The organism is Polynucleobacter sp. 78F-HAINBA (genome assembly GCF_018882325.1).
GTDB lineage: Bacteria > Pseudomonadota > Gammaproteobacteria > Burkholderiales > Burkholderiaceae > Polynucleobacter.
Genome location: NZ_JACVOQ010000008.1, coordinates 1 through 21,804 on the forward strand (window position 1 = coordinate 1; position 21,804 = coordinate 21,804).

The window sequence follows — 21,804 nt, forward strand, 5'->3', positions numbered from 1 at the left end:
GATTACATCGAAATGTTTTACAACCCGGTTAGACGCCATAGCTACAACAATGGGCTTTCTCCGGTAAGATTTGAACAGCAGTACCAAGCGAGGTTGGGAAGTGTCTAGGATATTGGTAGCGATTCAAATCTCTATCTTCTTTAATTCTGAAATTGTAATTAAATGAGTTCAGTTACTAGAATTGCAGTGACTAGTTCTGGCCGATTTCTGCCCCATAGGAACCCCGAATATCCCATTTTGAATAACTGCAATTGAACGAAAAACGGCCTGTACCTAATTAACCGTTGTCATGACTTTGGTTACTGACGGCATTATTTACAGAAAAATTAGATAACTTCCCTCAATAAATATTCGCCTATATTTAATGTCAAAATTTGTAGAAAAATCATATCTCTATGATTTTTATGGATTTCTCAGTTCAATCACGGGTATCCAGAGTTCAATCCTTAAGAAACTCCAACATTTGCCCTTGAAATCCCTGGAATCAGACCTATATAATCAGCACTCCCTACACGCGAGTGCTAAAACAGGCTTATTCAGCTGAAAAGCTTGTTGCCTTCGTGTTAAGAGATTGCAACACATTGATTTATATTAGTTTTTTAATTAGTTAACACTTACTAACATAGGAGAAGGAATGAATCTGCGTCCTTTACATGATCGCGTAATCATTAAACGTTTAGATCAAGAATCAAAAACTGCCTCTGGAATCATCATTCCGGATGCTGCTGCTGAAAAGCCGGACCAAGGCGAAGTATTGGCAGTTGGCCCAGGCAAACGTGATGACAGCGGTAAGTTGAATGCACCAGACGTCAAAGTTGGCGATCGCGTGTTATTTGGCAAATATGCAGGTCAAACAGTTAAGGTCGGCAGCGACGAACTTCTCGTAATGCGCGAAGAAGACATCATGGCTGTTGTACAGAAGTAATCGGTACCTAAGAAAGGAACTCAATCATGGCAGCAAAAGACGTCGTATTTGGAGATAACGCCCGTACCAAGATGGTAGAAGGCGTAAACATTCTTGCGAACGCAGTAAAAACAACTTTGGGACCAAAAGGTCGCAACGTCGTTATCGAGCGTTCATTTGGCGGCCCAACCATCACTAAGGATGGCGTATCCGTAGCAAAAGAAATCGAACTCAAAGACAAGCTCCAGAACATGGGTGCTCAGATGGTGAAGGAAGTTGCTTCCAAAACTAATGACATCGCTGGTGACGGTACAACTACCGCTACTGTATTGGCTCAGTCTATCGTTCGCGAAGGCATGAAATACGTAGTTTCTGGCCACAACCCAATGGACTTGAAGCGCGGTATCGACAAAGCTGTAGCAGCTGCAATCGAAGAACTCAAGAAAATCAGCAAGCCTTGCACAACTACTAAAGAAATCGCTCAAGTTGGTTCAATCTCAGCTAACAGCGACCACAGCATTGGTCAGCGTATTGCTGAAGCAATGGAAAAAGTAGGTAAAGAAGGTGTTATCACTGTTGAAGATGGCAAGTCATTGGAAGATGAGCTTGAAGTTGTAGAGGGTATGCAGTTTGACCGCGGTTACCTCTCCCCATACTTCATCAACCAACCTGAAAAGCAAGTTGCCGTATTGGAAACTCCATACGTTCTCTTGTTTGATAAGAAAGTAAGCAATATTCGTGATTTGCTCCCAGTACTCGAGCAAGTAGCAAAGTCTGGTCGCCCATTGTTGATCATTGCAGAAGATGTTGAAGGCGAAGCCTTGGCAACTTTGGTTGTGAACAACATTCGCGGCATCATCAAGACTTGTGCTGTTAAGGCCCCAGGCTTTGGCGATCGTCGTAAAGCCATGTTGGAAGACATCGCGATTTTGACTGGCGGTACAGTAATCGCTGAAGAAATCGGACTCACACTCGAGAAAACAACTCTTGAGCATTTAGGTCAAGCGAAGCGTATCGAAGTTGGCAAAGAAAACACCATCATCATTGACGGTGCTGGCGATGCTAAAGCAATCGAAGCGCGCGTGAAGAACATCCGTGTTCAGATCGAAGAAGCGACTAGCGACTACGACAAAGAGAAGTTGCAAGAGCGCGTTGCCAAGTTGGCAGGCGGTGTTGCAGTGATTCGTGTTGGTGCTGCTACTGAAGTTGAAATGAAAGAAAAGAAAGACCGCGTTGATGATGCATTGCACGCAACTCGTGCAGCGGTTGAAGAGGGTATTGTTCCTGGCGGTGGCGTAGCATTGTTACGCGCGATGCAAGGTATCAAAGGCTTGAAAGGCGATAACGCTGACCAAGACGCAGGTATCAACATCGTATTGCGCGCAATGGAAGAGCCAATTCGTATCATCGTTTCTAACGCAGGCGATGAAGCTAGCGTAGTTGTTAATGCAGTGTTGGCCAGCAAGGGCAACAACGGTTACAACGCAGCAACTGGTGAATACGGCGACCTCGTAGCTCAAGGTGTGATCGACCCAACTAAGGTAACAAAAACTGCATTGGTTAATGCCGCTTCTGTTGCAGCCTTATTGTTGACAACCGATTGCGCAATCTGCGAAGCCCCAAAGGATGATTCCGCTGGTGGTGGCATGCCTGATATGGGCGGCATGGGTGGTATGGGTGGAATGGGCGGCATGATGTAATGGCCGTAAATTTCCTCAGCTATCAAGCTGTAGAAACTAAAACGCCTAGTTCAAAAGACTAGGCGTTTTTTTATTGATATATAGACCACAAACTTTAGACATTAAAAAACCGCCCGAAGGCGGTTATTTATTTGTAGCTGGTTAGATCGATCTTTAAGAAACTGATTTCACCATGTCTTCAACCACTTTCTTCGCATCACCGAAGACCATCATGGTTTTGTCCATGTAGAAGAGTTCGTTATCTAGGCCGGCATAACCAGCTGCCATCGAACGCTTGTTCACGATGATTGTCTTAGCTTTGAATGCTTCTAGAATTGGCATGCCGAAGATTGGGCTACCCGGTGTACGTGCAGCAGGGTTCACCACGTCGTTCGCACCCAGCACAAGCACTACGTCAGCCTGACCAAAATCACTATTGATGTCTTCCATCTCAAATACCTGATCGTATGGAACTTCAGCTTCAGCCAAGAGAACGTTCATGTGTCCAGGCATACGACCTGCCACTGGGTGAATCGCATACTTCACGGTTACGCCATGGTGGGTGAGCTTCTCTGTTAATTCTTTCAGAGCGTGTTGAGCACGGGCAACTGCCAAGCCGTAGCCAGGAACAATCACAACGGTGTCCGCATTCTCCATGAGGAAAGCTGCGTCTTCTGGGGAGCCAGTTTTGTAGTTCTTTGGACCGCCGTCATCAGCGCCACCAGCAGAAGCTTCAGCACCAAAGCCACCTAGCAATACCGCCAAGATGGAACGGTTCATCGCTTTACACATAATGTAAGACAGAATTGCACCAGAAGAGCCTACGCAAGCACCAGCAATAATCAATACTGGGTTGTTCAATGTGAAGCCAATACCTGCAGCCGCCCAACCAGAGTAGCTATTGAGCATGGATACAACGACTGGCATATCTGCGCCACCGATTGGGATGATCAAAGTCACACCCAATACCAAGGCGATCGCACACATTACTAAGAATGCTTCGTGGCTTCCTGTCATGAAGTACATGACGCCACCAGAAACCATACCAATAGCAAGAACGAGGTTGAGTAAATGTTGGCCAGCAAATGTCACTGGCTTACCGCTAACCTTGCCGGATAGTTTTCCGAATGCAATAACGGAGGCAGTAAAGGTAATTGCACCAATAAATGCGCCAATAAAGAGCTCAATCTTTTGCGCGCCAGTATGGTCATGCGCTGGATTGTAAACAGCTGCAATCGCAATCAATACTGCTGACAAACCAACAAAGGAGTGCATGAGCGCTACGAGCTCAGGCATCTTGGTCATCTGTACACGCTTAGCTGCGAGTGTTCCAATGATGGCGCCGCCAACAATTGCACCAATGATCAATGAGAAAACTGGCTTAAAGTCAGGAATCATGAAGGTGGTGATCACGGCAAGCAACATGCCGATCATGCCAAAGGTGTTGCCTTGACGTGAGGTTGTTGGTGATGACAATCCACGCAAGGCGAGGATGAATAGCACCGATGAAATGAGATAGGAAATCGCGGTTATGTTTGACATTATTGTGGTCTCTATAAGATCTTGTTCTAGTTTTATTTAGTTCCAGCCGCATCAGCCTTTGGGGCTTTTTTCTTGAACATCTCAAGCATGCGACGGGTGACCATAAAGCCACCAAAAATATTGATTGATGCTAAGAAAACTGCCACTGCTCCAATGATGCTGGTGAGGGTGATCTCATCGCCACCAATTACTTCAGTTTGAAGTAGGGCGCCAACAATAATGATTCCAGAAATAGCATTAGTAACCGCCATGAGTGGAGTATGCAGTGCAGGTGTCACATTCCAAACTACGTGGTAGCCAACAAAAATGGCCAATACAAACACGGTGATGTTTTGGACTGTGAGGATGCTTTGAAACGCAGCGAGATCCATGATGTTTCCTTTGAAAATTCTTTATTAGTTTTTACGGACGGCTTGGCCATCACGACACATGAGGCATGCACTTACGATGTCATCATCAGCTGGGATAACTAGCTTCGCTTCTGCATCAACGATGAGTTTCATGAAGTCGAGCAAGTTGCGTGCGTAGAGGGCGGAGGCATCTGCAGCCACCATGCTTGCAAGGTTGGTGTAACCAATGATCTTCACACCATTCTTTTCAACAATCTTGTCTGCCTCTGTCAAAGGACAGTTACCTGAACCGTTATCGCCACGACCAGCTGCTAAGTCGATCACGATGGAGCCCGGTTTCATGTTGGCAACGGTGTCGCTGTGCAATAAGACTGGCGGCTTGCGACCTGGAATCAAGGCGGTAGTAATCACGATGTCAGCTTGTTGAACACGCTCTGCAACTAAGGCTGCTTGACGTTTCATCCAAGCTTCTGGCATTGGACGGGCGTAGCCGCCAACACCTTGAGCGATTTCACGCTCTTCATCTGTTTCATAAGGCACGTCAACAAACTTGGCGCCGAGGGATTCAATTTGCTCTTTGGCAGCAGGGCGCACATCAGACGCTTCGATGACGGCGCCTAAACGCTTCGCAGTTGCAATAGCTTGCAGGCCGGCAACACCAGCACCCAAGATCAGTACACGCGCTGCTTTAACGGTTCCTGCTGCAGTCATGAGCATGGGCATAAAGCGTTGGTATTCATTTGCACCAACCATCACCGCTTTGTAGCCAGCGATGTTGGCTTGTGAAGACAAGACGTCCATGCTTTGTGCGCGAGTAGTGCGAGGGGCAGCCTCTAATGAGAATGCAGTCACACCTTGTGCAGCCATAGCAGCAATATTGTCGTTATCAAATGGATCGAGCATGCCAAGGAGCACGCTGCCGGATTTAATTTGCTTGAGCTCTGCAGCTTCAGGCGCGCGTACCTTGAGAACGATCTCCGCCCCAAAGGCATCAACTGCGCTACCAATCGTTGCACCAACTGCTTCATAAGCAGAATCAGGTTGGCTGGCTTTAACGCCCGCATCTTTTTGAATAACGACTGTGTGGCCTTGGCCAATCAGTTTCTTTACGGTTTCTGGTGTCGCGGCAACACGAGTTTCCCCGGGTCTGATTTCCAGCGGTACGCCTATGCGCATGGCATGTCTCCAAATGCTAATGTTTCAAAAAATCTATTTTAGGTATATATACGCGAATACACATATATATGCATACCCTTATGTTTTATCCCGCCTCATTTCAGCTATTGAGGCTAACTTGAGTTAAGGCTTCTACAATGGGGTTTTTAGTTTATATTGAATTCTCGCATTTTTTGATGATCCCGCTCAATTCTTCCGCAATACCAGCCTCAAAACCATCCAAAGTCGTCGTTGGCATGTCTGGAGGGGTGGATTCGTCGGTAGCAGCCTGGATGCTCAAGCAGCAAGGCTATGAAGTAATTGGCCTTTTCATGAAAAATTGGGAAGATGACGATAGCGATGAGTATTGCTCCGCACGCCAGGATTGGTTGGATGTTGTGTCTGTAGCGGACATGATTGGCATTGATGTTGAAGCGGTCAATTTCGCTGCTGAGTATCGCGAGCGTGTTTTTGCTGAGTTCTTGCGAGAATATGCTGCTGGCAGGACGCCAAATCCCGATGTTTTGTGCAATGCAGAAATTAAGTTCAAAGCCTTTTTAGATCACGCCATGAGTTTGGGCGCAGATGCCATCGCCACCGGCCACTATGCGCGGGTTCGGCATGAAGGCGGTCAAGTGCAATTATTAAAGGCAGTGGACGCCAGTAAAGATCAAAGTTATTTCTTGCACCGCTTAAGCCAAAGCCAATTAGCAAATGTACTTTTTCCTTTGGGAGAGATTCCAAAAACAGAAGTGCGCAAGATTGCTGAGCAAATTGGCCTGCACAATGCGCGTAAAAAAGATTCCACCGGTATTTGCTTTATTGGTGAACGCCCTTTCCGAGAATTCCTAAACCGCTACCTGCCACGTACTCCAGGCCCTATCAAAACGCCTGAAGGTAAAACGGTTGGAGAGCATATGGGGCTTGCTTTCTTTACCCTGGGGCAGCGTAAAGGCATTGGCCTAGGCGGTAGTCAAGATGGCAATGGTGATGCTTGGTATGTGGCCCGTAAAGACGTAGCGAACAACACTTTGTATGTTGCTCAAGGTCACGAGCACCCATGGTTACTGGCTAATCAGCTTTCTGCAATTGATGCCAGTTGGGTCGCAGGCTCCGCACCCACCCCAGGACAATATTCAGCAAAAACCCGTTATCGCCAATCAGACTCTGCGTGCTCACTTGCGGCAGGATTGGAAGGGCCTCTCAGTTTTGAGCTGGCTTTCCCGGAGGCCCAGTGGGCAGTCACCCCGGGTCAGTCTGCCGTTTTGTACGACGGTGATATTTGCTTAGGCGGCGGAATTATTTCCACCTAAGGATTTAGGCTGCTGGGGGCGCTGTTTGGGCAAAGGAAGGTCTTTGCATTAACTTTTGATACAAGGCATCCAGATTGGGGTATTGAGCCTGCCAAGCGACATCCGGGAAGCGGAATAGCATATAACCTAGCGCACAACCCACGGCAATATCAGCCAAAGTCATCTGGTTGCCGTGGCACCAGGCGTTTTCACCTAATTCACGGGACATTTGGGCTAAAGCGGAGTCAATTTTGCCCATTTGACGTGTAAGCCAGTCCGGACTTTGCTGCTCTGGAGGGCGTAAGGTCACTTCTAAGCGGGCCAAAATACCGGCATCTTCCACCCCATCAGCCAGTGCTTCCCAGGTTTTAACCGTAGCGCGTTCGCGACTACCTACTGGAATAAGCTTGCTGACAGGGCTGAGGGTGTCTGCATACTCAGCAATCACCCGAGAGTCATAAATAGCCTCACCATCATCCAAAATCAAGCAAGGAATCTTACCCAAAGGATTGTTATGGGCAATTTTGGTGTCTGCGGCCCAGACATTCTCGAGTTCTAGGTCTACATCAACCTTCTTTTCCAAGAAAACAATGCGTACCTTGCGTACGTAGGGGCTAGTGAGGGATCCGATGAGTTTCATGTGGCTCAGTATAGCCATCCCAGCCAAATTGGGTTGCTTTCAAGAACGATTAAAATCAGGGTTTATTGACACATTCAATGTAAAGGCAATATTCGTGAGTCAGCCGATTTCTACCCTCAACGCACTTTCCCCTTTAGATGGCCGTTATGCTGGAAAACTAGACGCCTTGCGCCCTTGGTTATCCGAGGCTGCATTTATGCGTCAACGGGTGTTTGTGGAGATCCATTGGCTCCTAGCTTTGGCCTCCGCAGGTTTGCCAGATGTTCCAAAAATTAATGCGGCCGATGAAGCGTTTTTATTGTCCTTGCCAGAAAATTTCTCAGATGCGGATGCTCAACGCATTAAGGATATCGAAGCGGTTACTAACCATGATGTCAAAGCGGTCGAATATTTCTTAAAAGAAAAAGTCGCCGGCCGTCCAGACTTATTGAAGGCCAGTGAATTTATTCACTTCGCTTGCACCTCTGAAGATATCAACAATACCTCGCATGGTTTGATGTTGCGTGGGGCGCGTGACGAAGTCTTGTTACCGCAACTCAGAAAAGTACTTTCTGTATTAACGGATTTGGCGATTGAGAATGCTAAGGTGCCTTTGTTGTCACGCACTCATGGCCAGCCTGCCTCCCCAAGTACATTAGGTAAAGAGTTGGCAAATATTGCCAAACGTTTAGAGCGTGCGATTGCAACCATTGCCGCAGTTCCACTCTTAGGAAAAATGAATGGTGCAGTTGGTAATTACAACGCGCATTTATCTGCTTATCCAAATTTTGATTGGGAAAACTTTTCTAAGAACGTAGTTGAAAAACGTTTAGGCCTTACATTCAATCCCTATACGATTCAGATTGAGCCACACGATGGTATGGCCGAGTTGTTTGATGCGATTGCTCGTGCCAACACAATCTTATTAGATATGGACCGTGACTTCTGGGCTTATATTTCAATTGGCTACTTTAAGCAACGCACTAAAGCGGGTGAGATTGGATCTTCAACCATGCCGCATAAAGTGAACCCAATTGACTTTGAAAATTCTGAGGGTAACTTGGGTGTAGCCAATGCCTTGTTGCGTCACCTCGCTGAGAAGCTGCCGATTTCTCGCTGGCAGCGTGACCTCACGGATTCAACTGTATTGCGCAATCTCGGACCAGCTTTTGGCCACAGCGTTTTAGCTTATGACAGCGCCTTGCGTGGATTAGGTAAGCTGGAAGTGAACCATGCTGCTATTGCCGCTGACTTAGATGAGTGCTGGGAAGTATTGGCAGAGCCAGTACAAACCGTGATGCGCCGTTATGGCATCGAGAACCCGTATGAGCAACTCAAAGAGTTAACTCGTGGCAAGGGTATCAACCAAGCTGATTTACAAGCCTTTATTCGTGGATTGCAGATCCCGGATGATGCAAAAGCCTTATTACTTGAGATGACTCCATCTTCTTATTTAGGCAAGGCGGTCGAATTGACCGAACGTCTGAAAAAGTGAGTTTGACTCCAAACCTTGGACGCGCACCGCAGGATTCGCAATACGGTGCCCGCCCCAAGTTCTGGTTTGCTGTTTATCAATTGCTTTGGCATCTACTCTTGCCATTCGCATTTATTCGTCTGGCTTGGCGTACACGCCACTCATCTGAATACTTAAGTCATTTCGCTGAGCGCCTAGGCTTTGCTTATGGGAAAAATATTACTCAGCGCTCAGTATGGATTCATGCGGTATCCGTTGGTGAGACTAGAGCTGCTCAGCCTCTGGTAGAGGCTTATCTGGAGCGTGGTGAAACAGTTCTGCTAACCCACATGACTCTCAATGGCCGTCGCACCGGCGCCACCTTATTTGCAAATGCAATTGCTGCAGGTCAGCTACGCCAAGTTTATTTGCCCTATGACCTTTGTTGGTCTGTAGCTAATTTCATTCGTGCATTCAAGCCCAAATTCGGTTTGTTTATGGAGACTGAAGCCTGGCCAACCATAGTGTTCTATTGCGCGGAAATCGGCCTGCCCTTGTTTTTGGTTAATGCACGCTTATCTGAGCGTAGTGCTCGTCGAGTGAATCGATTTGGCAAGGCCGGCAGATCTTTATTTCAGGCGTTTGCAGGGATCATGGCGCAAACGCAATTCGATGCTGATCGCTATCGCAGTCTTGATGTCAAAAAAGTGGACATCGTTGGTAACCTCAAGTTTGATGTGCCGCTGGATCCAAGCCTAGTTCAACAAGGTAAATCTTGGAAGCAAGAGTTACATACTGAACAGCGCCTGATGGTCTGCGCTGCTAGCACTCGGGATGGTGAAGAGGAAATCATTCTGAAGGCTTGGAAGGATTTGCTCCTGAGCAATGCTTTTGATGTGGCTCCATTGCTTTGCCTGGTTCCCCGTCACCCTGAACGCTTCTCAGAAGTAGCCAATCAAATTCATGATGCTGGTTTGAAGTTTCGACGCCGCACAGAATGGATGGAAACGCCAAAGAGTGATATAGGGATAGATGTGATTCTCGGTGACTCGATGGGCGAGATGCCCATGTATTACAGCGCTGCTGACTTGGTAGTTATGGGTGGCAGCCTACTTCCCTTTGGCGGCCAGAATCTGATTGAAGCTTGCGCTGCTGGTTGCCCCGTATTGCTCGGTGAGCATACTTATAACTTCCAGCAGGCTGCATTAGATGCAATAGAGATGGGTGCTGCAAAGCGTATCCAGGGCGAACTGCTATTGAGCGAGCCAATTGCTCTTATGGAAGCTTTAAAAGAATTGCTATTGAATGCTGCCGAGCTGGAAAAGATGTCGAGTGCTGCAACGGCCTACTCGATTAAGCATCAAGGTGCGACTAAAAAAATATTAGCCGCCCTTGAGCATCAGAATTTCACACTTAACTAAGTAATTAAAGCTTAAACCTGTGCCCCAAAGTTTGGGTCATCATTGCGGCCTGTGTCTTCAGGCTTGCGTTCACCTTTAACCAAATCCTCGCGGGTCACTCCAAGCCACATCGCTAGAGCCGCTGCCACGAACACTGAAGAGTAAATACCGAACAAGATACCAATGGTGAGTGCCAGGGCAAAGTAGAAGAGGGTAGGGCCACCAAAAATCAACATAGCCAAAACCATCATCTCAGTACTACCGTGAGTAATCACGGTACGGCTGATTGTGCTGGTAATCGCATTGTCAATAATCTCGCGGGTATTCATCTTGCGGTATTTGCGGAAGTTCTCGCGAATACGGTCAAAGATCACCACGGACTCGTTTACTGAGTAGCCTAATACGGCTAGTACAGCCGCCAATACGGAGAGTGAGAACTCCCACTGGAAGAAGGCAAAGAAGCCAAGAATGATCACAATGTCATGCAAGTTCGCAATGATGCCGGCGACAGCAAATTTCCACTCAAAGCGGAAAGAGAGGTAAACAACAATGCCGATGATCACAAATAGCAGAGCCATCAATCCGTCTATTGCCAGCTCACGCCCAACCTGTGGGCCTACGAACTCAACACGTTGCAACTTCACGCCGGAAGTTGCTGGTTCAAGCGCCTTCATCACTGCTGCACTTTGATCTGCAGAGGAAATCATTTTTCCTTCAGCATCTTTTTGTAGCGGCAGGCGAATCATTACATCGCGTGAGCTACCAAAGTTCTGAATTTGGGTATCGGCGTAACCTAATTTTTCTACATTTGACCTAATGGAATCTAAAGGGGCTGTCTGGGGGTAAGAAACCTCCATCACCGTACCACCTGTGAATTCGATCGATAGATGCAGTCCGTTATGCCAGAGGAAGAAAACAGCAGCTAAGAAGGTGATTAGAGAAACCGCGTTGAGCGCCAATGCATGGCGCATAAAGGGAATATCTTTTTTGATCCGGAAAAATTCCATGACTTATTTCTCCTGTGGGCGCCAAACTTGGCCGATAGCGAGTTTCTGAACTTTTTTACCTCTGCCGTACCAGAGGTTAACCAGGCCACGTGAGAAAAAGACTGCTGAAAACATTGAAGTCAAAATACCAAGGCAATGCACTACCGCGAAGCCTTTGATTGGGCCGGAGCCGAATGCGAGCAATGCAAGACCAGCAATTAAGGTGGTGACGTTTGAATCCAAGATGGTTGCCCAGGCTTTATCAAAGCCAACAGCGATCGCCGTTTGTGGAGCCGCGCCATTGCGCAACTCCTCACGAATACGTTCGTTAATCAAGACGTTGGAGTCAATCGCCATACCCAGTGCCAGGGCCATCGCAGCAATACCTGGCAGGGTTAAGGTGGCTTGCAGCATCGACAACACAGAAATCAATAGTAGCAAGTTCACTGCCAGAGCTACCACTGAGAAGGTGCCAAACAATAGGTAGTAGGCAATCATGAAGACGGAGATGGCTGCAAAACCAATAATGAGGGATTTAAAACCTTTCTCAATATTTTCTGCGCCAAGGCTTGGTCCAATTGTGCGCTCTTCAATGATTTCCATTGGAGCCGCCAGTGAGCCTGCGCGCAACAAGAGGGCTAAGTCATTTGCACTCTCGGTAGTTGGTTGACCAGTGATCTGGAATTTAGAGCCGAACTCACCTTGAATCGTAGCAATCGTGAGAACCTCACCTTTGCCTTTTTCAAACAAGATCATGCCCATTGGCTTGCCAATGTTTTCACGAGTTACTTCTTGCATCACGCGACCACCAGCGGCATCCAAGGAGATGTTGACAGCAGGACGTTGGTTTTGATCAAAGCCGGCGCTTGCATCGGTAATGCGATCACCACTGAAAATGACGGATTTTTTGAATACACCTTGGCGAGTTTCGCCAAAGCGGAATACATCCATGCCTGGCGGTGGAGTCTCACCAATAGCAATCGTAGAAACAATGGGGTCAGCTAGTCTGGATTCAAGAGTTGCGGTACGACCAATAATGTCTTTGGCGCGTGCAGTATCTTGTACGCCTGGTAACTGAACAACAATACGTTCAGCGCCTTGCTGTTGAATCACTGGTTCTTTAACTGCCAATTCATTCACGCGCTTATTGAGAGTGACGATATTTTGCTTGACTGCGTTATCTTGAATTTCTTTCAAGGCAGTAGGTTTAAATTCACCAACTAACTTAGGAGACAGGCCGGTAGGCTTAATTTGCCAAATGAGCTCAGGCTGGCTGGTCATCAATACAGAACGCGCCTTCTCTGCGTCCTCAATACTGCCGAAAGTCAAAGTGATGGAGTCTGATCCACGCTCAATACCTTGCTGGCGAATCGATTTGTCGCGTAACTGGCTGCGAATATCGGTTGCCAAAGAAGTTACCTTCTTTTGAACTGCGCCCTTCATATCTACTTGCAGCAAGAAGTAAACGCCGCCACGTAAATCAAGGCCGAGTGGCATTGGTAATGCATTAAGCGTATTCAACCAGCTCGGAGTATTGGAGAGTAGGTTTAATGCAACTGTGAAATTAGGTTCGTTTTGATCGATATTCAATTTTTGTTGCAGCAAATCGCGGGCGCGCAATTGAATGTCGGTATTGTTAAAACGAATTTTGATTGAACCTACATTGCCTGCGGACTCAAAGAAGATGCCGGTATTGCTGATGTTGTCATCAGTCAGAATCTTTTCGACTCGAGACTGTGTCGCCAAATCAACCTTGATGGTTGGTTTGGCGGACGAGACTTGAACCGCTGGCGCCTCACCGTAGAAATTGGGTAATGAATATAGTCCTCCAATTAATAAAGCAAATAGGATGACTATGTATTTCCAGAGAGGGTAGCGATTCATATTGAGATACTTTTAAACAAACGTATTAAGCAGACTTCAGTGAGCCTTTTGGCAATACTGTTGTGATGGCGCCTTTTTGCATCTGCACTTCAGTGCCAGCAGAAATTTCAACAGTAACAACTTGATCTTTCAATGCAGTTACTTTGCCGATGATGCCGCCAACAGTCACTACTTCGTCGCCAACAGATAAAGACTCAAGCATTGCTTTAGTTTCTTTTTGGCGCTTCATTTGCGGGCGAATCATGATGAAGTACAGAACTGCAAACATCAAAATAAGGGGAAGGAAGCTCATCAAGCCACCAGAATCTGCACCCGCGGCTGGAGCCTGGGCAAAAGCGTTACTAATCCACATACAAAACCTCCATTAATTACCAATTGGAAACTGCTTCAGTTTTAGGCTTTTAAAGCGTAGCCGTAAACCCGCAATTCTAAACTGTATGGGGCTTTGAGGGCTGATTTACTGCCCTAGGGGTATTAATCCTGCCCGGGCTCCACGCCTCGTTGGCGATTCCGATGAAATTCCTCACGATAGGCGCTAAAACGGTCTTTAGCCAGGGAGTCTCTGACCTCCTCCATCAACTGGAGGTAGTAGGAAAGATTGTGGATGGTATTGAGCTGTGATCCAAGGATCTCATTCGCCTTTTGGAGGTGATTTAAGTAGGATCTAGTGAAGTTTTGGCAGGTATAGCAGGCGCAGGTAGGGTCAACAGGGCGATCATCGTCCTTGTATCCTGAATTACGCAGCTTCAGGTCGCCGAAGCGGGTAAATAGCCAACCATTGCGGGCATTGCGAGTCGGCATCACGCAGTCAAACATGTCGATACCCAGGCTGACGCCCAGCATCAGATCCTCAGGTGTCCCAACCCCCATCAAGTAATGGGGCATATGCTCTGGCAGTTTAGGTGCTGTGAAATTGAGGATGCGCTCAAATTCTGGTTTTGGTTCGCCCACAGATAGTCCGCCAATAGCAATGCCATCAAAGCCTTGTTGGCTGACAGCATCCAAGGAGAATTCCCGCAAATTCTCAAACATGCCGCCTTGAACGATGCCAAAAAGGCCATTGCCTGTCTCGAGCTCGCGAAAGCGTTTTAAGGAGCGATCGCCCCAGCGTAGGGACATTTCTAGTGAAGCACGCGCAGTTTTTTCTGAAGTTGCCTGTCCTTTAACTTCGTAAGGTGTGCACTCATCAAACTGCATGGCAATGTCACTATTGAGTACCGCCTGAATTTCCATGGACACTTCTGGCGACATGAATAATTTATCGCCATTGATAGGGGAGGCAAAGGTCACACCTTCTTCGGAAATTTTTCTCAGCGCTCCCAAGCTAAAGACCTGAAAGCCACCTGAGTCAGTGAGGATGGGTTTGTCCCAGCCCATGAAGCGGTGTAGGCCGCCATGCTTCTTAATCACATCCAAACCCGGTCTTAGCCATAGATGAAAGGTGTTACCCAAAATAATTTGTGCTTTGGCCTCATTTAAATCCCGCGGAGTCATTGCCTTCACGGTGCCATAAGTTCCCACTGGCATAAAGATCGGTGTTTGTACGCTACCGTGAGGAAGGTCAAGCTGGCCAAGGCGTGCAGGGCTCGCTGAGTCGCGTGCCAAGATATTGAAGTGAACGGGTTTAGTCATGAGCTTGTCTAGTTAAGAACATCGCATCGCCGTAGCTAAAAAAGCGATATTCATTTTGAATGGCATGTTGATAAGCATTGCGGATATTGTCTACGCCAGCAAAAGCGCTCACCAACATTAATAGGGTTGATTTTGGCAGATGAAAGTTTGTAAGCAAGCAATCCACGGTTTTAAATGTGTAGCCAGGTGTAATAAATAAATTGGTTTCGCCGCTGGCTTGTTGGTTTTGAGCTTGGCTCTCTAGGGCACGCAGGCTGGTTGTCCCGACGGCAATGACTCTGCCACCTGCTTTGTGAGTAGTTTGAATTGCCTCAATGGTTTCCGTCGGAACTGAAAACCACTCGTAATGCATTTTGTGTTTACTGAGATCTTCTTCGCGAACCGGCGTAAAAGTGCCTGCGCCCACATGCAGGGTAACGGTAGCCTGCTGAACTCCGAGTTCATTGAGCTTTTTGAGAATAGCTTCGTCAAAGTGCAAGCCTGCCGTAGGGGCTGCCACAGCGCCGGGATTCTTGGCAACGACGGTTTGATAGCGATTGGCGTCTTCTTGATCTGGCTGATGCTCAATGTACGGCGGTAGTGGCAATTCACCGAAGCGCTCAAGCAACTCAAATACATTCTCAGGGAAGCGCACTTCATAGAATCGGCCGTCATAGCCAATCATTTCTACTGGGAAGGTTTCCCCAGCCTTATTGTGTATGTGAACAATGCTGCCGGTCTTAGGAACCTTCGAGGCTCTAATTTGTACCCAGGCCTGCTTATCACCGCTAATGCGTTCGATTAGGAGCTCAACGTTGCCCCCAGTCTCTTTTTTGCCATGCAGGCGAGCAGGAATGACCTTGGTGTCATTAAAGACGAGTAAATCCCCAGGCTTGATAAGGTTAAGAATGTCGGGGAACTGCCGATCGATCAATTGGGCGACATTATCCCCATTCGCCCTCAGCTCCAGGAGGCGACTATCCGTTCTATTGGCCAGGGGATGCTGGGCAATTAGTTCGGGCGGGAGGTCGTAATTGAAGTCGGAAAGTTGCATAGCATTACCATCAGGTATTGGATTTTAACGATGACGACAAAGCGACCGCCAACTGCACTCGAAAAGATGGGTTTAAACAGCCCTATGGCACTTGCTTTGCACCTGCCATCCCGTTATGAGGACGAGACTGAGCTCTTCACTATCGAGGAGGCTTTGGGGCTTGGAAGATTTCATTCGATTCAGACTCAGGGTGTCGTGATTCGCAATCAAGTCACGTTTCGGCCGAGAAGGCAGCTCTTAGTCACGATTGAGGATGACACTGCTTCGCTGCAGCTCCGATTCCTGAATTTCTACCCGAGCCAGCAAAAGCAAATGGCGGTAGGCGCCAATGTGCGGGTCCGAGGTGAGGTTCGGGAGGGTTATCAAGGCGCAGAGATGGTTCACCCAACGGTACGCGCAGTCACTCCAGACTCGCCACTGCCTGCAAGTTTGACGCCGGTATACCCAGCTAGCGCGGGTCTTTCACAAACCATTATTCGTAAGGCAGTATTAAAGGCTCTGCAGGACGCTAGTCTCAAAGAAAGTTTGGCGGAATTTTTGCCTACCAAACTCATGGCGGAAATTTTGCCATCCAATGATTGGCCGCCACTACAAGATGCAATAAGCTATTTGCACCAGCCACCCGCTGATGCAAATACCCAATCACTCCTGGAGCGGACTCATCCCGCATGGCGCCGGGTGCAGTTTGAAGAGTTGCTCGCACAGCAGATTTCTTTGAAGCGTGCCCATGCTATTCGGAGGGAGAGACGTGCCCCCAGTTTTGAGAAGGATCGGCAAGCAAGTAAGGCAAAAAAAACAAATGCCAGTATTGAAGACGGCTTACAGAAAGTATTGCCGTTCGAGCTGACTAGTGCCCAAGCTCGTGTCTGGTCTGAGATTGGGCTTGATCTATCAAACACCTTTCCAATGAACCGTTTATTGCAAGGTGATGTGGGTAGCGGAAAAACAGTGATTGCGGCATTGGCTGCTGCGCGTGCGATGGATCATGGCTACCAGGCTGCCATCATGGCGCCCACAGAAATTCTGGCTGAGCAGCACTATCTCAAAATGCAGGAGTGGTTTGAGCCATTGGGCGTAAAGATTGCATGGCTCTCGGGTAGCTTGAAGGCTAAGGAAAAAAGACTTGCACAGGAAATGATTGAGAGTGGTGAAGCTCAACTCATTATTGGTACTCATGCCCTTATTCAGGATAAGGTAAGTTTTGCTAAGTTAGGTTTGGCCGTGATTGACGAGCAACATCGTTTTGGCGTAAGACAGCGTTTAGAAATTCAGCAACGGGTTGGCTCTGAATTATTTTATTGTCACCAATTGATGATGTCGGCCACTCCAATTCCGCGAACCTTGGCGATGACCTACTACGCTGACCTAGATGTTTCTGTTATTGATGAATTGCCCCCAGGTCGCAAACCAATTGCCACTAAAGTAGTAAAGGCGGCGCGCAGAGATGAGGTGATCAGCGGGCTGCACGATTGGCTAGCCAAGGGATTGCAAGCCTATTGGGTTTGCCCTTTAATTGAAGAGTCTGAAGTACTGCAACTACAAACAGCCGTTGAAAGTTTTGAGCAGCTCACACAAGCGTTGCCAAATTTCAAAGTGGGATTAGTGCATGGTCGCTTGAAGAGTGAAGAAAAAGCTGCGGTGATGGCAGCCTTCAAAGCCAATGAAATCCAGCTCTTAGTTGCCACTACAGTGATTGAGGTCGGTGTTGATGTGCCCAATGCAGCGTTGATGGTGATCGAGCATGCGGAACGTTTTGGTTATGCACAGATTCATCAGTTGCGAGGGCGCGTAGGACGCGGTTCGGCAGATTCAGTCTGCATCTTGATGTATGCAGAGCCTCTATCTTTGGCGGCTAAAGAGCGCTTGCAAACCTTGCGAGAGACATCAGACGGATTTGTGATTGCAGAGCGCGACTTATCGTTGCGCGGCCCTGGTGAATTATTGGGGGCAAAGCAGTCGGGTGATGCGATGCTCCGGTTTGTGGATCTTCAGCGTGATGCTTGGTTAATTGAGTTGGCGCAGACTGCAGCAGAGCGCTTGCTGGCTGAGCATGGTGATTTAGTAGAAAGACATCTTGAGCGCTGGCTTGGATCTCGCACAGAATTCTTAAAGGCTTGATAATTTAGCTATGAATATGGAAAGAGCTTTTCACTGATGCGCGATCGTATTGTTGCTTATGCCTATTTGATCCGTTTGGATAAGCCGATCGGAACCTTGCTTCTATTATGGCCAACGTTGTGGGCGCTTTGGTTAGCGAGTGGTGGCTTTCCCGAATGGCATCTTCTGATTATTTTCACTTTGGGAACTTTTTTAATGCGTAGTGCGGGCTGCGCTATCAATGATTATGCTGATCAAGATTTTGATCGCCATGTCTTGAGAACTAAAGATCGTCCCATTACTAGCGGTAAGATTACTGGAAAAGAGGCGTTGATGGTGGCTGGAGCTCTTGCTCTAGTAGCTTTCCTACTGATTCAACCCCTGAATGCACTCACCAAAGAACTTTCTTTCTTTGCTTTGGCAGTTGCGATTCTCTACCCCTTTACCAAGCGCTTTTTTGCTATTCCGCAGGCTATCCTTGGTATTGCCTTTGGCTTTGGGATTCCGATGGCCTATGCGGCGGTATTGGACTTTATTCCGCTAGAGGCATGGGTTTTGTTTATCGGTAATATTTTCTGGGCTATCGCCTATGACACGGCTTATGCCATGGTCGATCGTGATGATGATTTGCGTTTAGGCTTGAGAACCTCAGCCATTACATTTGGCCGCTTTGATGTGATCGCAATTGCCCTGAGTTACAGCGTGCTATTTCTGAGTCAGATTTGGGTTGCGCAGTTGGCAAACCTCAGTAATTACTTTTGGGTGGGGTGGTGCTTGGCTTTAGCTTGCGCCGTTTATCACCTCAAATTGGTTTCTACGCGCAAGCGCGAAGAATGCTTTAAAGCATTTCGCCACAATAATTGGTTGGGTGGATTCCTATTTCTAGGAATCCTATTGGGCCTGGCTCGCTTTTAGTTCTTGCCTAGTTCGTCACCCATGGCTTTGCCACGTTGACTTGCAGCATCAATCGCTTTTTCCAGTGCGCCATGCCAATCAAGTTGCTTAAGCATATCGAGTGCTGCAGCTGTTGTGCCGCCCTTTGAGGTAACTCGCTCGCGCAATACACCTGCATGCTCATCAGAGTTATGGGCAAGCTGTGTAGCGCCTTCTAAAGTCGCATAAGCTAATTTACGAGCGGTAGCCGCATCAAGCCCAAGTTTTTCACCGCTTGATTGCATGGCTTCCAAGAAAGCAAAAACATAGGCGGGACCACTTCCAGAAACAGCGGTAACGGCATCCATCAACTTTTCTTCATTAACCCAGACTGCCTGCCCAACTGCATTGCAAATAGTTTCGGCTAGGGCGCGATCGGATGCGTTGACTGCAGAATCTGCAAATAAACCGGTAATGCCTTTACCAATGAGGGCGGGGGTATTCGGCATGGCGCGAACGCAGCGCTCGTGGTCAAGCCAGCGACTCATATCTTTGAGGCGGATGCCTGCGGCAATACTGAGGATCAATGGGCCCGGTGCTGTTGCATGCTTGAGCTTTGCGCTCAAAGATTTGGCAACTACATTGAAATCCTGAGGCTTGATGGCCATGACTACGACATTGTTCTTAGAGAAATCAAAGGCGATCTGATCTAGTGCGCCAATAATCTGGACGCCAAAATCTTGATGTAATTGCAGCCCAGTGCTGGCATTGGCTTCAACCACCGAGAGTTGGTTAGCTTCAAAACCATTAGCGAGTAATCCGCTAATTAAGGCGCGACCCATATTGCCACCACCAATAAAGGTGATGTGGGCATTCTGGTTTGTTTGTTGTGTGCTCATGCTTTTATCTTATCGCGCTTCCCAAAAATGGCGCTTCCTATACGTACCATGGTGCTGCCTTCCGCAATTGCAGCCTCCATATCATCCGACATTCCCATGGAGAGGGTGTCAAAGAAATCATACCCAATATCATGGCTGTGCTTTACTTTAATCCCGGTAAAACACTCCCTGACTGCCGCAAAGGCTTGGCGTTGTTGCTCCACATCTTCGCTGGGCGCGGGAATGGCCATGAGTCCGCGAAGAACGAGATTAGGGAGTTTGGCGACTGCATTGCAAAGCGCCTCTACTTCCTCAAGAGCTAAACCGCTTTTGGATTCTTCTGCACTCACATTGATTTGAACGCACACTTGCAAGTCGCCCAAATCTGGAAACTCTCCGCGCTGGCTAGATAGTCGTTCAGCAATTTTGAGTCTATCGATACTGTGAGCCCAATCAAAGTGTTCTGCGACATCGCGCGTCTTATTGCTTTGTAGTGGACCAATGAAGTGCCACTCGAGCCAAGGGCGTAATTTAGCCAGTTGCTGAATTTTCTCAACACCTTCTTGAACATAGTTCTCACCAAAGGCAGTCTGTCCGGCATGCATCGCCTCCTCAACTGCCAGAGCAGGAAAGGTTTTACTTACCGCAAGTAGCCCAATATCTTCGGGTTCGCGCTTAGCTGCCAGTGCTGCTAATTCAAGGCGCTGTTTTACCAACATTAGGTTGGCGGTAACTTGACTCATTATTTAGCTCGGCCCGCTTGGCTGACGAGCTGATCAACGATCTCGATCCAATGCAAGACCGGAGTGTCTTTCTGTTGAAGATGGGTGATGCAACCAATGTTTCCAGAAACAATTACCTCGGCACCCGATTCTTCACAAGCAGCATTGAGATGTGCAAGTTTGTTCTTGCGTAATTGTTCCGATAGCTCTGGTTGTGTAACCGAATAGGTTCCCGCTGAGCCACAGCACAGATGGCTATCAGCACAGAGGCGAACTCCAATACCAATGCCGGAGAGAAGACCTTCAACCTTGCCTCGAATTTGTTGACCATGTTGCAGTGTGCAGGGCGGGTGGTACACCACGCCAGGCTTAGGGTCTGCTCCTACAAGAGAAATCAACTCACCTTCAAGTGCTGGCAAGATTTCTGAAATATCTTTAGTGAGATAAGAGATCTTTTTTGCTTTACTTGCATATTGCGGATCATTTGCAAATAGATGTCCATAGTCTTTGACCATGACGCCGCAACCAGAGGCAGTCATGACGATGGCTTCTACACCTTGCTCGACCTGTGGCCACCAAGCATCGATATTCTGTTTGGCGTTATCTAGACCGCCGGCTTGATCATTGAGGTGATAGCGTAATGCGCCACAGCAAGTGGCATTCGGTGCGCTAATCAATTCAATCTTGAGTGCATCTAAAACACGTGCCGTTGCTGAGTTGATATTTGGCAACATACCTGGCTGTACGCAACCCTCGAGCAAGAGCATCTTACGAGAGTGACTTGCTTGCGGCCTAGCATAGGGATCAGTGTTGCTGGCCAATGCTTTATTTTTTGCTTCCGGAATCTTGCGCTGGATGCCAGCAGGCATGAGTGGGCGCACCAAACGACCAATTGCCATTGCTGAATTAAATAACTTAGGACTGGTTAAACCTTCTTTGAGTGCCCAGCGGGTGAGTCGCTGACCAATAGGGCGTTCAGGCGTATTTTCTTCCGCCCACTTGCGACCGATATCCACTAGATTGCCGTATTGCACGCCGCTTGGGCAAGTGCTTTCACAATTGCGGCAAGTTAGGCAGCGGTCTAAATGCATGCGTGTTTTTTCGGTTGGAGCTTGCCCTTCAGCTATTTGCTTGATGAGATAGATGCGACCACGTGGTCCATCGAGTTCATCGCCTAGAATTTGATAGGTAGGGCAAGTAGCAGTACAGAAGCCACAGTGAACGCACTTTCCTAGAATTCTGGCGGCCTCTATACCTTCAGGAGTATTGGCGAATTGGGGGGCGAGTTGAGTTTGCATAGGAAGA

Annotated in this window: 20 protein-coding genes; 8 read left to right on the forward strand and 12 right to left on the reverse strand. The window is 47.8% G+C overall.

Translation table 11 applies throughout. From position 1 onward, the window contains the following. The 3 genes from ICN11_RS10800 to groL form a co-directional block, all read left to right on the forward strand. A partial coding sequence (locus ICN11_RS10800; protein WP_370623601.1) for an IS3 family transposase occupies nt 1-108 on the forward strand: 108 nt, incomplete at its 5' end. A 526-nt stretch (nt 109-634) separates the two neighbouring features. Continuing rightward, on the forward strand, nt 635-925 hold the full coding sequence (locus ICN11_RS08660; RefSeq protein WP_015421939.1) for a co-chaperone GroES: 291 nt from the start codon (nt 635-637) through the stop codon (nt 923-925). Nucleotides 926-951: 26 nt separating this feature from the next. Continuing rightward, nucleotides 952-2,604 carry a chaperonin GroEL gene (gene groL / locus ICN11_RS08665; RefSeq protein ID WP_015421938.1) on the forward strand — a complete coding sequence of 551 codons (1,653 nt, stop codon included), beginning with the start codon at nt 952-954 and terminating at the stop codon, nt 2,602-2,604. A 153-nt stretch (nt 2,605-2,757) separates the two neighbouring features. On the opposite strand, the gene ICN11_RS08670 is transcribed toward groL, so the two are convergent. From ICN11_RS08670 to ICN11_RS08680, 3 genes are read right to left on the reverse strand one after another with little or no spacing between them, the layout of a single operon-like run. Further along, the gene (locus ICN11_RS08670) at nt 2,758-4,125 is read right to left on the reverse strand and encodes an NAD(P)(+) transhydrogenase (Re/Si-specific) subunit beta (protein ID WP_216230038.1); all 1,368 of its coding nucleotides are present in this window, start codon (nt 4,123-4,125) and stop codon (nt 2,758-2,760) included. A gap of 32 nt (nt 4,126-4,157) precedes the next feature. Next, nucleotides 4,158-4,496 (reverse strand): proton-translocating transhydrogenase family protein, encoded by a 339-nt coding sequence (locus tag ICN11_RS08675; protein WP_011903634.1) that lies wholly within the window; start codon nt 4,494-4,496, stop codon nt 4,158-4,160. A 24-nt stretch (nt 4,497-4,520) separates the two neighbouring features. Then, nucleotides 4,521-5,651: a Re/Si-specific NAD(P)(+) transhydrogenase subunit alpha gene (locus tag ICN11_RS08680; RefSeq protein WP_216230039.1), complete on the reverse strand. Its 1,131-nt coding sequence runs from the start codon at nt 5,649-5,651 to the stop codon at nt 4,521-4,523. Nucleotides 5,652-5,827: 176 nt separating this feature from the next. Here ICN11_RS08680 and mnmA point away from each other — a divergent pair, with 176 nt between their 5' ends. After that, entirely contained in the window at nt 5,828-6,943 is a 1,116-nt protein-coding gene (mnmA, locus tag ICN11_RS08685) for a tRNA 2-thiouridine(34) synthase MnmA (protein ID WP_216230040.1), read from the forward strand. A 4-nt stretch (nt 6,944-6,947) separates the two neighbouring features. Here the strand turns inward: mnmA and ICN11_RS08690 are convergent, their stop codons facing one another. After that, nucleotides 6,948-7,562 carry a glutathione S-transferase N-terminal domain-containing protein gene (locus tag ICN11_RS08690; RefSeq protein ID WP_216230041.1) on the reverse strand — a complete coding sequence of 205 codons (615 nt, stop codon included), beginning with the start codon at nt 7,560-7,562 and terminating at the stop codon, nt 6,948-6,950. A gap of 94 nt (nt 7,563-7,656) precedes the next feature. On the opposite strand from ICN11_RS08690, the gene purB reads away from it, so the two are divergent. Continuing rightward, entirely contained in the window at nt 7,657-9,036 is a 1,380-nt protein-coding gene (purB, locus tag ICN11_RS08695) for an adenylosuccinate lyase (RefSeq protein ID WP_216230042.1), read from the forward strand. Further along, nucleotides 9,033-10,415, forward strand: a complete 1,383-nt coding sequence (locus ICN11_RS08700) for a 3-deoxy-D-manno-octulosonic acid transferase (RefSeq protein WP_370623620.1) — start codon at nt 9,033-9,035, stop codon at nt 10,413-10,415. Before purB ends, ICN11_RS08700 begins: the two co-directional genes overlap by 4 nt. 11 nt (nt 10,416-10,426) lie before the next feature. On the opposite strand, the gene secF is transcribed toward ICN11_RS08700, so the two are convergent. The 5 genes from secF to queA all read right to left on the reverse strand — a co-directional run bounded on the left by secF (nt 10,427) and on the right by queA (nt 15,929). Next, a complete protein-coding gene (secF, locus tag ICN11_RS08705) occupies nt 10,427-11,401 on the reverse strand; it encodes a protein translocase subunit SecF (protein WP_216230044.1) in 975 nt (324 codons plus the stop codon). A 3-nt stretch (nt 11,402-11,404) separates the two neighbouring features. Further along, complete coding sequence (secD, locus tag ICN11_RS08710; RefSeq protein ID WP_216230045.1) at nt 11,405-13,264, reverse strand: protein translocase subunit SecD; 1,860 nt, start codon at nt 13,262-13,264, stop codon at nt 11,405-11,407. A 25-nt stretch (nt 13,265-13,289) separates the two neighbouring features. After that, on the reverse strand, nt 13,290-13,616 hold the full coding sequence (yajC, locus tag ICN11_RS08715; RefSeq protein WP_215375725.1) for a preprotein translocase subunit YajC: 327 nt from the start codon (nt 13,614-13,616) through the stop codon (nt 13,290-13,292). Between the two features lie 122 nt (nt 13,617-13,738). Continuing rightward, entirely contained in the window at nt 13,739-14,896 is a 1,158-nt protein-coding gene (tgt, locus tag ICN11_RS08720) for a tRNA guanosine(34) transglycosylase Tgt (RefSeq protein WP_216230046.1), read from the reverse strand. Beyond that, nucleotides 14,889-15,929, reverse strand: coding sequence for a tRNA preQ1(34) S-adenosylmethionine ribosyltransferase-isomerase QueA (gene queA / locus ICN11_RS08725; protein ID WP_216230047.1), 1,041 nt, complete (start codon nt 15,927-15,929; stop codon nt 14,889-14,891). Before queA ends, tgt begins: the two co-directional genes overlap by 8 nt. A gap of 30 nt (nt 15,930-15,959) precedes the next feature. On the opposite strand from queA, the gene recG reads away from it, so the two are divergent. Both recG and ubiA read left to right on the forward strand, forming a co-directional pair. Next, nucleotides 15,960-18,047 (forward strand): ATP-dependent DNA helicase RecG, encoded by a 2,088-nt coding sequence (gene recG, locus ICN11_RS08730; RefSeq protein WP_216230048.1) that lies wholly within the window; start codon nt 15,960-15,962, stop codon nt 18,045-18,047. A gap of 36 nt (nt 18,048-18,083) precedes the next feature. Further along, the gene (ubiA, locus tag ICN11_RS08735; RefSeq protein ID WP_216230049.1) at nt 18,084-18,941 is read left to right on the forward strand and encodes a 4-hydroxybenzoate octaprenyltransferase; all 858 of its coding nucleotides are present in this window, start codon (nt 18,084-18,086) and stop codon (nt 18,939-18,941) included. Here the strand turns inward: ubiA and proC are convergent. From proC to glcF, 3 genes are read right to left on the reverse strand one after another with little or no spacing between them, the layout of a single operon-like run. Further along, nucleotides 18,938-19,798, reverse strand: coding sequence for a pyrroline-5-carboxylate reductase (gene proC / locus ICN11_RS08740; protein ID WP_216230050.1), 861 nt, complete (start codon nt 19,796-19,798; stop codon nt 18,938-18,940). The two genes, ubiA and proC, sit on opposite strands and share 4 nt — an antisense overlap. Beyond that, nucleotides 19,795-20,520, reverse strand: a complete 726-nt coding sequence (locus ICN11_RS08745; protein WP_216230051.1) for a YggS family pyridoxal phosphate-dependent enzyme — start codon at nt 20,518-20,520, stop codon at nt 19,795-19,797. Before ICN11_RS08745 ends, proC begins: the two co-directional genes overlap by 4 nt. Further along, nucleotides 20,520-21,797 (reverse strand): glycolate oxidase subunit GlcF, encoded by a 1,278-nt coding sequence (glcF, locus tag ICN11_RS08750; RefSeq protein WP_216230052.1) that lies wholly within the window; start codon nt 21,795-21,797, stop codon nt 20,520-20,522. The genes ICN11_RS08745 and glcF overlap by 1 nt, the downstream gene beginning before the upstream one ends. Between the last annotated feature and the right edge of the window lie 7 nt (nt 21,798-21,804).